8 protein-coding genes are annotated in these 13991 nt (G+C 59.5%); 4 read left to right on the forward strand and 4 right to left on the reverse strand.

The annotated features are described in order from the left end of the window. The 3 genes from NKI06_RS26240 to glyA all read right to left on the reverse strand — a co-directional run. A partial coding sequence (locus NKI06_RS26240; RefSeq protein ID WP_352987590.1) for an adenosine kinase occupies positions 1 to 635 on the reverse strand: 635 nt, incomplete at its 3' end. A 105-nt stretch (positions 636 to 740) separates the two neighbouring features. Further along, positions 741 to 1916, reverse strand: coding sequence for a methionine adenosyltransferase (gene metK / locus NKI06_RS26245; protein ID WP_023707830.1), 1176 nt, complete (start codon positions 1914 to 1916; stop codon positions 741 to 743). 53 nt (positions 1917 to 1969) lie between these two features. Then, positions 1970 to 3307, reverse strand: a complete 1338-nt coding sequence (glyA, locus tag NKI06_RS26250) for a serine hydroxymethyltransferase (protein ID WP_023707831.1) — start codon at positions 3305 to 3307, stop codon at positions 1970 to 1972. A gap of 866 nt (positions 3308 to 4173) precedes the next feature. Here glyA and NKI06_RS26260 point away from each other — a divergent pair. The 4 genes from NKI06_RS26260 (at position 4174) to NKI06_RS26275 (ending at position 12908) form a co-directional block, all read left to right on the forward strand. Continuing rightward, a complete protein-coding gene (locus NKI06_RS26260; RefSeq protein ID WP_084565917.1) occupies positions 4174 to 4344 on the forward strand; it encodes a helix-turn-helix domain-containing protein in 171 nt (56 codons plus the stop codon). After that, positions 4313 to 6640: a hypothetical protein gene (locus NKI06_RS26265; protein WP_352987601.1), complete on the forward strand. Its 2328-nt coding sequence runs from the start codon at positions 4313 to 4315 to the stop codon at positions 6638 to 6640. The genes NKI06_RS26260 and NKI06_RS26265 overlap by 32 nt, the downstream gene beginning before the upstream one ends. A 533-nt stretch (positions 6641 to 7173) precedes the next feature. Continuing rightward, positions 7174 to 10854, forward strand: a complete 3681-nt coding sequence (locus NKI06_RS26270; protein ID WP_352987591.1) for an SIR2 family protein — start codon at positions 7174 to 7176, stop codon at positions 10852 to 10854. Between the two features lie 170 nt (positions 10855 to 11024). After that, positions 11025 to 12908: a competence protein CoiA family protein gene (locus NKI06_RS26275; RefSeq protein WP_352498880.1), complete on the forward strand. Its 1884-nt coding sequence runs from the start codon at positions 11025 to 11027 to the stop codon at positions 12906 to 12908. Between the two features lie 417 nt (positions 12909 to 13325). On the opposite strand, the gene NKI06_RS26280 is transcribed toward NKI06_RS26275, so the two are convergent. Then, complete coding sequence (locus tag NKI06_RS26280; protein ID WP_156932643.1) at positions 13326 to 13943, reverse strand: SLATT domain-containing protein; 618 nt, start codon at positions 13941 to 13943, stop codon at positions 13326 to 13328. Positions 13944 to 13991 lie beyond the last annotated feature (48 nt).

Genomic DNA, 13991 nt, shown 5'->3' on the forward strand with positions numbered 1-13991 from the left:
ACGATGTCGACAGTGCCCGAGCGCATCAGCTCGAGGAACTCGTCCCGGTAGCGGTCGACGCAGAACGAATCCGACAACGTCATCGACACTTCGCGGCCGGCGGCATGCGCCAGCTTCGCCGTCTGCCGGATCGCCTCCTTGGCGCGCGGCGGATCCCACAGATAGCCCTCGAAATAGGTCACCTTGGCGCCGGACGCCTTGTCGGCCTCGACATCTTCCGGCCCGAGCTCGATGCAGGCGCCGAGATAGGTGTTCATCGAGCGCTCGCCGTCGGGGGTGACGAAGATCATCGAGCGCGCCGTCGGCGGCTGTCCCTCGAGCGGCCTGGTGTCGAAGGCGACGCCCTGGGCATGAATGTCGTGGGCATAGATTTCGCCGAGCGGGTCGTTCGACACCTTGCCGAAGAAGGCGGCGCGGCCGCCGAAGCTGGCAATGCCCGCCGCCGTGTTGCCGGCGCTGCCGCCGGAGGCCTCGATCGCGGGGCCCATGCGGCTGTAGAGCAGCTCGGCGCGCTTGGTGTCGATGAGGTTCATCGCACCCTTGATGATGCCGTTGGTCTCGAGAAAAGCGTCGTCGCACTGGGCGATGATGTCGACAATGGCATTGCCGATGCAAAGCACGTCATAATCGGGCATCAATGTCTCCGCCAAAAACCCGAGCCGGCTTCTCGCCACCCTGCCAGGCGCGAGTCTGCCCGGTGGAAATGGGCTTTCCGCTTGCCAATCCGTTCGCCGGCGGCTTCACGGGGCGGCGAGTCCTGCCTCGCGACGCAATTCGTCCGCCCTGTCTGTCTTCTCCCAGGTGAAATCAGGCTCTTCACGTCCGAAATGGCCATACGTCGCTGTATTGCGGTATATAGGGCGTAAGAGATCAAGCATCTTGATAATGCCTTTCGGTCTGAGATCGAACAACTCAAGAATGAGGCGCTCGATCCTGCTTTCCTCAACCCTAGCTGTCCCGAACGTGTTGACCATGACGGAAACCGGACTGGCCACGCCGATTGCGTAAGCAAGCTGCACCTCGCACACGTCTGCGAGTCCGCTAGCGACGATGTTCTTTGCGACATAGCGGGCCGCATAGGCAGCTGAGCGGTCAACCTTAGACGGGTCCTTGCCCGAGAAGGCGCCGCCGCCATGACGACCCATCCCGCCATAGGAGTCGACGATGATCTTGCGTCCAGTGAGACCGCAGTCGCCGCGCGGCCCGCCGACTACGAACCGCCCCGTCGGGTTGACCAGAATTCTGATGCCTTCCGTCTCCAGGTGGGTCGGCAGGACAGGCTTTATGATTTCCTCAATGACGCCCTCGCGGACAGTCTCTTGCGAGACCTCCTCGTCATGTTGTGTCGACACGACGATGGTATCCAGGGCGACTGGGCGCAACCCCTCATAGCGCACTGAGACTTGGGATTTCATGTCAGGACGCAACCAGCCAAGCTGTTCTGCCTTCCGGACATACGCCTGCCGTTTCGTCAAGCGATGAGCGAGCTGGATCGGCAAAGGCATCAGGGTATCGGTTTCTCGGCATGCGTAGCCGAACATGAGGCCCTGATCTCCCGCTCCCTGCTGGAGGTCTTGCCCTCTTCCCTCGTCAACGCCTTGGCTGATGTCGGGCGACTGCTCGGTGAGGGCATGAACGACGGAGCAACGCCGGCCGTCAAAGCCGACGGCCTCGTCGTCGTACCCAATGTCGAGAATCGTATCACGCGCAACTTGGCTATAATCCACCTGGGCATCGCTGGTAATCTCGCCAGCCAGAACGACTATCCCTGATTTTACCAACGCTTCACAGGCGACGCGCGCCTTGGGATCTGTGCGGAGGATGGCATCGAGGATGGCATCCGAGATGTTGTCAGCCAGCTTATCCGGGTGCCCCGCGCCAACCGATTCGGAAGAGAACACGAACTGCCTAGCCATGAATACCTCGCTTCGGATGTTGGATGTGGTATGGGCATTTTGCTTGGCCCACCTTACTTGTCGGAGATGCCCGGGACCTCGAACGCAGCGCACAAGTCGGCAACGTCTCTTCGCACGCAGGCATGGAGATCTTCGTCGTCTGGCCGCTGGAGGACGGAGTCAATGAAGCCAGCAATTTGCTCCATTTCCACATCGCGCATGCCCATTGACGTCACTGCTGGCGCCCCCAGGCGAATTCCGCTTGTGACCGCCGGATCCCGCGGGTCGCCAGGAACCATGTTAAAGTTTGTGATGATTCCTGCCTTTGCTAGTCGCTCGGCATAGGCCTTGCCCGATAGTGGCCGATTGCGAAGATCAAGGATCAGCATGTGATTGTCCGTCCCCCCGGTAACCAGGTCATAACCTCGCTCAAGCAGTGCAACTGCCAGAGCCTTGGCATTCTTAACCGTCTGTTGGCCGTAGCTTCGGAAGGACGGGTTCGCGGCTTCGTGCAAGGCAACCGCTAGCGCAGCGATGGCATTCATGTGAGGCCCGCCTTGCAGGTGAGGGAAGACCGCCCGGTCTATTCGTCTGGCGAGATTGTATTTGCTCTTTGTATGATACAGGGCCTGATAGCGATCTTCGTTCCTTGACAAAATGAAGCCACCGCGGGGACCGCGGATCGACTTATGGGACGTGCTGCTGACCACGTCGCAATGGCCCACGGGATTCGGGTGCGCTCCCGCGGCAATCAGGCCGCTGATGTGCGCAATGTCGGCTACGAGATAGGAGTTCGCTTCCAGGGCGATTTCTGCCATTGCCGCGTAGTTAAAGACACGCGGGTAAGCAGTTCCGCCGACCCAGATGAGCCGCGGCCTTTCCCGCTTGGCTGTCTCGCGCAAGCGGTCATAGTCAATCTGCTGTGTCGTTTCATCCAACCCATACGGGACGCGTTGATAGTCAGTACCGGAAAAATTGATGGCCCAACCATGAGTCAGATGGCCCCCTTCCGGAAGGGGCAAGCCCATGACTTTGTCACCGGGGCTCAAAAGCGCACGATAGACAGCCTGGTTGGCCGGCGAGCCGGAATAAGGCTGGACGTTGGCATGCTCGCTGCCAAATAATGCTTTCAGGCGCTCAGTGGCCAGATTTTCAAGCTCATCAACGATCTCGTTTCCAGCGTAGTAGCGTGCACCGGGGTACCCCTCGGCGTACTTGTTTGTGAAAATTGAGCCGTTCGCTTCCAGCACGGCCGAGGACGCAAAGTTCTCTGAGGCGATGAGCTTGAGGGTCGTCCGCTCCTGCTGCTCCTGTCTCAGAAGCAGCTCGTGAACGCGGCAATCAACCGCGGCCAAGGAAGACCGCCCATAGGTGTCGGGCTGTGCGATCGCGTCGTCGGCGGAGTTGTCCATGGTAGCTTCGCACTCCAATTGGATTGACCTACTTCACTATCAGGCATGCGGTACCCTTCGGCCGCGTGTTTCGTCCGCTTCAAGCCTTTGCAGGTCCTGTTTATGATAGCCGTCGCGATGGGGCAGGAGATCGACCAATAATCGAACCAGCCCGCCGTCGTTGGATTCTGCTTTGAGATGGTACGAGCGCCACGGAGGCTGTTCGTTGCAGCAAAGCAAGTCGGCTCTGGCGAGTAGCCGGACGTGTCGCGCAACCCGCTCTCGACACACGCCCAGAATCTCCGCTAGCTCGCAGACAGTTAGGTCCGCATGCGCACAAAGGCCCAGGATTCGAAGGCGATCAGAATGGGCTGCCATGCGCAGGCGACTGACCAGTGCCATCATGGGTCAGGCCCAAGTTCTACCGAATTTCTCATTTCCCGTTCTCCACAGAAGTTGCAGCTTTCGAAGGTTGTCCAACGACCAGACAAATCTTGGTGGCCGTGACCGACCGCCGAAATCGCTGTGTCGAACAAACTAATGGGCGCTCTTCTTGCCATTGCCTTTAGCCGAAATTTGCAAGCAGTTCGGCGAGTCGGAGGACAAGCGGCGCCACGGTTTGACCACTGATCTCAGACGTTGCAATAAGCCTACCATTCACAGCGAGCCGGAGTTGCTAAGAGTCTATGAATTTCCTTGAAGGATCTGTTGCAACGGTTGTCGATCTGGCCTGCTCCCGGTTTGCAGCGATCAATCTCGAGCAGACTGACCGTGATACAAAGATGAAGGAAGGTTCCCTTTCAATCCGATCTTCTTCCCGACCAAGAACCGTCCCGGTCTAAGTGAACTGACCCCCGAAAGTTGGACACAACCTTCGGGGGTTTTGCATGTCCAGACACGGCGAGAGTTTCAAGCGCTCGGTTGTCGATAGCTATTTAGGCGGGGATGAGAGCTACGCGAGTGCGGCGTCGATGCATGGCGTTGATGCGGCCACTGTTCGCAAGTGGGTTGCGTTGTACCAGGCGCATGGCGATGCCGGGCCCTGCGACGATGCTTGAAAGCCTACTCCTGGGGTGGCCGGAACATCCCCGCCTCGAAGCCCTGTTGCGCGATGCGCGATCGTCGATCTCCGCTCCCCTGCGGCTGGTCGGCATTGCCGGCCTTGCAGCGCGCGGCGAAACACCAGCGGAAACGCGCGACGAAGTGCTGGAGCTGTGCGGCTTCTGGTCGGGCCTCGACTACGCTGACCGGCCGCTAGCACTGCACTTGCTGATCAAATATTGGAAGGATGACGAAACGCTCATCACTGGCGCCGTGGACATGCTGGAGCAGCGCCAGTACCCGTCTGTGTGGGAGTTTACCGACGCCAAAGCCTACCTGCTGCATTGCTCGACCGACCAGCACAAGGTCAGGCAGTGGCTTCAGCGGGAGTTGGAAAAACCGCGCTCGATCAACATAATCGGACTGGACAATGTCTGGACCCGGGTCGGCCTCTTCGCCAAAGACGACCCGCGCCTCCTCGAGCCAGCGATCGCGTCATGGAACCAGCCTGAGCTACGCATGATGCATCTCCGCGAGATCGTCGGATTCGTGCAGTCGGTCCGGGACAGTCGGATTCGCGACATCTTGATTGACGTCGTGCGCGGCAAGGAGGATTTCCAGAAGCACTGGGCGGCAAAGGCGCTGGTCACCGCCTGGGGGAGGGACGACCCGGCCGTGGCGGGCCTGTTTGATGAGATCTTGAGTTGGCCGGCCGAACGGCTGATCAACCTCGCCGCCGTCTTACCGGACATAGATCCAGACCGCCGGGCCTGTCGGCAGCGCCTGCTCGACCTTAGCCGGGATCCACTGGTCAGACGCGACCTGCTCGCCGTCGGCCTCGAGGCCTGTGGTTGCGATGGAAGTGACGACGCGGCGGTTCAGGCGTTGCTCCAGCCCAGCCAGCGCAGCGTTTATTCGCCGATGGCAGTGCTGGGGCGGAGTTTCAACACCCACTCGGATGTCCGGGCGTTGGCCGGCACGTCCTTGAAGGCACCAGAGCAGCCCTGGGTGGTGCTCGCAACCGGCTTCGGTGACGAGCCTGAGGTACGCGAGGCGCTACTTCGAGCGGCTGCTCCACTCCCGCTCGAGCTGCGGACAGTGATCGCCGAAACCGCAGTCGCAGGCGGCGTTGGAACGTCGTTGGGCTCGACACTCCAGCACTATGAGCTTGAAAGTGACCCCGAGCTGATGGTGCGCCTGTCCATCGCATACCATCGCGCGTTGGTGGCGGGGGGTCGTCAGGCCGATGCCATTCCGAAACTAGAGGCCGAATTGCTGACCTATGGTTCCGACTTGGAACCACTTCGCGCCGCCGCGTTGGCGGGCGCCACGATCATTGGCGAGCTAACCCGCGTTGCGGGCCTGGAAGAGCAGGGTCGATTGGCCAATATTGTCTTCACAACGGCACTGCATCCGCTCCCCAGCATGGTGCGCCTCGTGAGCGAGCAATGGCAGTCCTTCCGAGCCGCTTTCGGCGACACGCTCGAAGAGCGGCTTAAGACCTTCAGCGAAAACGGCGTAAAGCACACCCTGGCTTACGGAGCCGCCTTGTCTGAGGCCGCATCCTCTGAGTTCCTGGCATCGGCAGAGGCCGGCACGATGGCTAGGAATCCGACTGCGCTCCGCACTCTTGCGATGCTGAGGCCAGCCAGCCCCTTGCTGCTCACCCGGTGCCTTGAAGCGCTGGACCTGGAACATGGCCGCAACGATTACATGACGGTCAAAGCAGAGATCGCGCTCATCCTCGCCGAGCAGTTCGGCGGCGACGCGGCGGTCCGCGACCAACTGGTGGAGCGGATGCGGCACAGCCACAGCAGCGCCTCCGTCCTGGCTCTTGCGCTCCATTCGCCGGGCGACCCCGCGCTTGCCGCGTTGCCTGAGATCCGTGTGCCCCAGCGGGAGCTCGGGCAATGGGCGACCATCGTCCATATCGCAGCGTCCTTTGCCAGCGCGACGGAATTTGCGCAACTCGTCGAGACGTTGGTGACGCGCTCCCGCCGGATTCAGTTTGATGCCCAGAAGATCAGCAATCTCGGAATCGAGCGCCGACTGCGTCGCGACCCGGAGGTTGCAGAGCTGTTGGGGCGAATGGTTGACCCAAAAGCCCATCCCAGCATCCTGGCCAGTATCCCCCGCTATCTTGCCGCGACTGGCACCCTTGGCGAGAAAGAGCGGGCGAAGGTCCTCGACGCGCTGGGGATGTTCGCTCGCGACCAGATCGTGCCCCTGGCAGGTTACGACGCCGTCGCCGACCGTGTCCGCTCAGTCAGGCTTTCGATGCTCGATGCGCTTCATTCTGGAGCCGAGATCTGACTGGCTAGAGTCGCTCACGTTCGCCTTTAGTCACCTATAGAGCCGGCCGGCATGACCGACACAAGGTGCACTGCGGCCCGGCAGCAACTGGGCCGGAAGCAGACCGCGTCATGGTTCCTTTGTTCCCTCGCGCCGCAAGGCAATAGAATAGCCCGATGACGCAACGATCTTCATGGAAAGCGTGCCGACCAGCTCAGGCTGTCCCAAAACGGCAGCAGCTGGCAGAAAGCAATGTGTCCCCATCCGACCCGCCTACCAGGCGGGTTTCTATTACAGGATGGTCTGGACCATCACGACGGCGACTCGATGCGTCGCCTCGCCTCATCTGTGAGAAACACATATCGAAGGCGTGGACGACGCAAACCCTGAAATTCCGTTGCGTAAACCCCTCGAGGGCCTTGCTTGAGGTCGCGGTCAAATGTTCAATCCTTTGTGTTTGAGGAGTGTCGCCAGCTCAACAATGAACATGGTCGACACCTCTGTACGCGGAAAGGATTCACTCGCGATGGAGCAGATAAACCTATTATGCCGCGATGCAGTTCGACCATAGCGGGCCGGACATTCCTATTTCCCTGCTGCGTGCGCAGCGAGCAGGAAACTTGCTATTTATCGTCGGCGCCGGGGTTTCAAAGGCTGCCGGGCTTCCACTTTTTGGCGAGCTCGCCGATCTCGTCTATGCCCGCCTCGGGCAAGCGATTCCTGGCGCTCCGGGCAGTCTTGCTAGCCGGGCGGAGTTGGAGGCACGCCGGGACGGGCAATACGATCGGCTGATCGGGCTTCTAGAACAACGTTTGGTGTATCGCGGCGCCGATTGGCGACAGCCGCACAACAGGGTTCGAGAAGCCGTCGCAATCTTAGTTCAGCCGGGTCCGAGAGCTCGCGTCGCCGCACATACCGACTTGCTCGATCTCTCCCGCGCAACCGATGGTCGACCGCGGATCATTACCACAAATTTCGACACGCTCTTCGAACGAGCATGGCGGCGACGCACCGGCCAGCATCTGACCAGCACTGCGGGACAGGGTATGCCGACAGTTGGCTCACACGACTTCACGGGCGTGCTCCATCTCCACGGCCGGCTGGGCGACCGTCGCTATGGTCTTAGCGAAACCGATCTCGTGTTGACCTCGGCAAACTTCGGCGAAGCCTACATGCGCAGCGGCTGGGCCTCGCGCTTCGTGTACGATCTCCTGCGACGATACACGCTCGTGCTTGTGGGCTACTCCGCAGACGACCCGCCGATGCGCTATATGCTTGAGGCGACTGAGGAAGGGCGTCTCAACTTCCCGGACCTGAAGCCAGCGTTTGCGCTCGTGGGCGACACGGCCAACGATGCGGGGAGCTTGCGCGAGACATGGCGCGGAAAGGGGGTTCAGCCTCTGGTCTATCACGCGCCCAATCATGACCATGGTGCCTTGTATCGTACGCTGGACGCTTGGGCGCAGCTGGCCCGCGAACCCCTGGAGTGGTCTGCGAGGCAGCTTGCACGTATCGCCGCTGCCAGCCGGAAGGACGCGACGGCGGAGGATAGGGCGACCTTCGCCTATCTAACCAAGGAAGTTTCCAGCGTGACGGTTGCCGCGGTGCACAGTAGTGATCCCGCGTGGATCGAGGAAATCTTGCCGCCCGATGCCGATGAAGGTTGGACGTTCATTGCTTGGTTCCGAGACCGACTGCAATCGGCGGCTGCAGCGCGTTACGCAGCTGCCACCGGCGAGGCCATCAAGCCACGGATCGCCCGCGCGGTCGACATTTTGCTACGCTCCCAACAGCATCCCTTGCCCGAACCCTATCAGCGTTTCTGGCTGCTTTACGTCCAAGCCAATCTGCGAATTGCCCCCAGTCCATACGGCAGGATGCGTGAGGGCACGGCGGTCACCACTAATCGCATTCAAGAGCTTGCGGGCCTGATCGAACCTCGGTTGCGGGTCGAGCGTAAGTTTCGTTGGCCCGAGACGGATGAACCCGAAGCCGAGCCCACCAATGTTCACGACATGGCCCAGTTCAGCTTTCGGGCTAGCGACCGCGATTGGCGTCGCCACCTCGATCGCTGGCCCACAGACGTTCGTGCCGAAGAACGCTTGCTCCTAGCGCTCGATCGCAGCCTGTGTGAAGCCATAGAGATCGGGAGCGACGTCGGGCTGGTTCAGGCGGATGGCGACCTGATGTCTTTCGACCTTGCACTGGTTCATGCGCCCGAGGCCGACGAAGGGCTCGTCGACCCAAATGATCGACACAAGAGTAGTTGGCGGCTTAACGAGCCTGACGCCCATAACGACCACTTCGCACCGCTCGTTCGCATGATGACTGGTCTATGGCGACGGCTGGCTGGCCGCGACGCACGACGCGCGAGCCGGATTGCGACGGTCTGGATCGAACGCGACCCACTGATCTTCAAGCGGCTCGCAGCTTGGGCTGCGACCGAAGGCGACAACGCTTCGGCAACCCTAGTTGAACGCTATCTGCTCGACACGAACCGAACGCGATATTGGCAGTCCGACAATAGCCCGGAGCTCGTGCGCTTCTATTGCAAACGCTGGAATCACCTCGCGCCTGAGACACGACATGCGATCGAGCGTGCGATTTTGGCCGGCATGCTCCCCGAAGTCATCCATCGCATCGCGACGCGAGGAAACCGAGATCATGCGCGGGCGCTCTACACCACGCGCGAGCTCGTTCGTATCAGGACAGCGGGCGGCCGACTGTCTCGCGAGGCGAGCCGGCGGCTGAATGGCTACTATCGTGCCTTTCCCGACTTACCCCGCCAAATGCCGATCTACGCCCACCTATATAATCCGAGTTGGTCAGGATCGGGCTATTCGGCCGACATTCGAGTACTCGATGAAGTCAGCGATTCCCAACTGCTCGAGAGCGCTGAAGCTTTCGAGACCAACAATCGCATTGAACAAGCCGACTTGTGGAGCGTATTCGCCCGAAACGAGCCCGTCCGAGCCTTTGCGGCGCTACGGGATGCGCAGGCTAAAGGGCAGTTTCCGTCGCATCGCTGGCAGCCCTTCCTGAGCCTCTACGCTTCCCCCGAGGCCGAGCATGCGCCAGAGACATGCCCGCCCTTAAACAATGTCTTGCAAGTCCTCGCGCAACTGCCGGGCGACGCCCTTGCTCCCGTCACACACCAACTTGCCCGTATCGTCGAGCGCCACGCCTATGCGATTGACAATCCCCTCTTCCCACAGATCCTTGCGCTATGGGACCAGTTGGCACCCGTCGCCGCTCACGAACAGGACGAGCGCGACTCCCCCCTATCCGAGTTGGTGTTCTCACATCCGCTAGGTATCATCGCCGACAGCCTCGTCAGCATGCTCGACAAGATGCAACTCGCACCTGGCAGCGGCATTGCCCTGCCGCTTGCGGGGCGTTTCGACATGTTGGCAAAGCTAGCGGGGCGGGCTGGACTGATCGCACGCGGTGCCCTCTTGCAGCAACTGGCGTTCCTTCACACGATTGCACCAGCTTGGGTGGACGCCAACCTGCTACCAGGCCTACTTGAGCAGAACGACGATGCGATCGATCTGATGAGCGTCGTCGCGCGCTCGGTCGCGCCGCGATATGCCGAGTTGTTTAATCTCCTGAAGCCGGCGATCTTCCACGCGCTCGAGCATGAGCGCACCGACGAAGCGATCCAAGAGCATCTCTCTGGCGCGTTGATCGGCGCTGCCTTCGCGATCATCGAAGGACAAGGCGGCTTCAATTTGACCGGGTTGGAGTGCCGGCAGACGCTGACCCGCATGCCCAATAACGTGCTCTCTCGCATAGCGTGGGAGCTTGGCTCACTGCTCCGCGACAAGAAAGACGCGGATGCGAAAGCGGCCTTTTGGGACGCGTCCATTGTGCCCTTCTTGCGCGATTATTGGCCGAACGACGTATCAGCCCGGACATCCGAGGTATCGGAAAACCTTGCGCACCTGCCCGCGCTGGCCGGTGAGGCCTTCGAACGCGCGGTTCCCACAATTCTTGACCTGGTCTGCCCGATCCAGCGATACGACTTGCGCTATGGGTTTGGGCTTGAGGATGAGGAGGATCTCCTGGCGCAGCAGCCGCGCGCCTCACTGCTGCTGATCAGTTCCATTCTTGATCGTTCTGCGCCGCCGCCTCGCGATATCGACGAGGTCATCGAACGGTTGCTCGCAGCCGATCCCGACATTGCATCGGAGCCTGCATTTTGGCGCCTGCGGCAGATGCGGCGAGCTGACTGAAGCAAGTTCTACACAGCGAACATTTCAACGCATGGCAGGCCGCTAGCAAAATTGCCGCTGTGGCGACAGAATTCCTTTTGGAGGCGAACCGAGAACAGGAATAGGCTCGGTGTTCGTCAGGCGGCATTGCCGAGCATCCCGGCTCTTCAACGGGGCAAACCGGAGGCGAGGTGGACGACCACGAAAATGCGAGAATATCTTTCGGCACCGATCGTGCACAGCTTGTCTATGGGCTGAGGCCGGACCGCACGTTGGCGCATATCAGCGAGGTTCAGCGCGGCATTGCTTGCGGATGCAATTGCCCTGCCTGCGGCGGTCGGTTGGTGGCTCGCAAGGGTGATGAGAACGTGCCGCACTTCGGGCACGACGGTGGCGACGCGTGCGGGGGCGGTCCTGAAACCGTTCTACATCTCCTTGCCAAGGAGGTGTTTCGAGCAGACCCGTCGCTACTCCTGCCGAAACGCCTTGGGCTCAATAAGGGCAGCGTCGTGACGAAGCCGGGTCAGCAGGTCACGACGCAATTCCTTCGAATCGAGTTCACTGACCCGAAGACGGTTATCCCGGACCTCTATGTTCGGGCGCTAGGGTATGACCTCTTTGTTGAAGTCGCGGTCACCCATGCGAGCGACGAAACAAAGATTCAACGCCTTCGGGAACACGGCGTCATGGCTGTCGAGATCGACCTGTCAAAGTTGCCCCGAGACTCGACACGTGAACAGATCGCGGATGCGGTGCTTCGATCCGCGCCACGGTGTTGGCTCTATCATCCCGATATCGACAAAGCGTTGGCGAAGACCCGCGCCGACGAAGAGATATGGCAGGCTGCACAGGAAAAGCGGTTCGCCGACTATCAGGCCAGGCATGAGAAGCGGGCAAATGAATTGGCGCGCGCCTATGTCGATGGGCTGAAACAACTGGCCGGAAAGAAGATTGCTGTTCCGCGTGATGCAGAACTCAAAGCAATCGGACTCGCCGAACATGTTGGTATCGAGGTCGCCGGCTATGCGTGTTTCACTGTCCCGCCTGCGGTATGGCAGGCGACAATCTTAGCGGAAGTCTTTCACGACCACTGCCTTGGTAGCGCAGCTACCAAGGCAGTGCCGATCGCCAAGCATTTGGAAAAGAGCGCGCTGATACGCCCGCAATTTCAGCGTGTTACTACCGAAGTAGCGTACGGTGTCGCTGTCGCCGAACCTCGCTTCGCGCCCGCTTGGAAGGCGATCGACAACTATTTGCAAAACCTGCTCGGAAAGGGCGTTCTGGTTCAGCAAGGCTACGGAGTGACGCTGGAGAGGTCCCTTGCGGACAAGTGGACCGCGCGCACGCTGGCAGAGACACAGAGAACCGCTGTCGTGCATGCCGCAGTGCAAGCAGTCGATTGGATCTTAGCCGAGCTTCCGGCCGAAGAGCGAGGGGACATGACGGGCGAGTCGTGGCTGAATTCTATCCACAGAGAGACGAACATGACATATCGGGCCGCGATCGAGTCTGATGTCGAAGCGCCGAAGATCGCCGCCGAAATAGAAGCCGTTGTCGCGATGTTCGGAAAGAGCGGCGCGATCCCACATGCTGCGTTGGGTTTGCCTATTCGAGGCGCAATCGAGCGCTGCAAGGCTCAGAGATCAAAGCAGGCCGAAGGGCTACGGCAGAAACAGATTCAGGAAGCCAACCGACTTAGGCAATCGCGTCGGGACCGGCTATGCGTTGACGCTGAAACGGAACTGAGCGGCCCCAATCTTGGGGCCTTTCTGAACGCGAAACGCGACGATCTGAGCGGCATGTCGCCGTTGGAAGCGGCGGAGGATAGCGAGTCGGGATTGACCAAGGCTCGAGGCGCGCTCTCCGCCGATGTCAAGCGCAAGCGATATCAGGAGAAAATCACTGCCGATACCAAGCAGTCTTTGTCAGCGAAGCATGTCGATGCTTTCCTTAACGGCCGGGATGACGACTTAGAGCGGACAACGCCACTCTTGTACGTCCGAGATGACGCCACCTACCGGAAGGCGCTCGGGAAGCTAGCTGAATGGCAGAGGGGGTTCGGCGGACCGTTTTGATCATAGGATCACCACCGTAAAAAATCATGGCTGGCAGGAGTCTCGGTCACTTTTCTGCGCTCATTTCACCTGGGGCCAGTGACCTGCGTTAGGATTGAGCCGTCCGTCCGCGTAGACTGCCGTAAAGCGTCGTAAATCAGCGTCAGCGGCGTGACCTTTCTCAGGCCGTTTCTAAGGCACGCCGCATTGATTTCAGTGCAGAGTCTCGTGGCAGCAGGAGAGCGCTACATCGCAAGACCCACTATTGAGCAGGCGCTGTTTTGTTGTCGTTTACAGGGAATCGCGATCGAGGGTCACGGCGCTCGTCGAGGCTGACACCAAGCCAGCTCACTCATAGTAAGATCACCTAGGCGTCGCTCGCGCGCCTGTCGAACAGCCGATTTATCGAGGATGAGGTGCACGCGGAATCCAAATTGTTTAGAGCCCTAGTTCTGACCTATAGCAATAGCCCAATACCATTGGACCAAGTATTAGAACAAAGTAAAGCCAATATTCTGCGACGATCAGAGCCACGTAGCGAATAAACATTAAGGCGAGCGAAAATCTTCCAATTTGCATATCTTTATGAAACATCAATTCAAATCTAATGTAGTCAACATCTTTGTGATTTAGTTGATGTGTCTTCAGAATTTCACTGTAATTTGCGCTAAACTCAGGTCTACGGCTGTTTGCCTCCTCCAAAGTCAGCGCCTGAAATTGGTTGTATATGTCAGAAATCTCCAGCGCACACTTCTGCATCCTGTCTGCTTCGCCGCTGTAATTTTTGGCGCTCTCTAGCAAAGTGATGATAATTAGGAAAATGGATATAATTAGGGACACAACCGACAGAAACTTCGGTCCGCCCGGCGGGAGGCTTGCCTCATAGAGCAGAGGTATGAGCGCCACGATTACCAGGTAAAAGGCGAGGAAAGACGTTGCTGTGGTGGACAACGACTGTTTCGCTTTGAGTCGTGTGTGGGCGTTAAAGCGGGCACTTTTTGTTTTCCACATCTTTCCTAGTAGCGGGTCGGTGGTTCTGCCGGGATGTGGTTGCATGATCTTCTAAACTCGCGAATTAATGGATTGATCTAGATAGTGGATAAT

This window comes from Mesorhizobium sp. M0772 (assembly GCF_040320135.1).
Classification (GTDB): domain Bacteria; phylum Pseudomonadota; class Alphaproteobacteria; order Rhizobiales; family Rhizobiaceae; genus Mesorhizobium.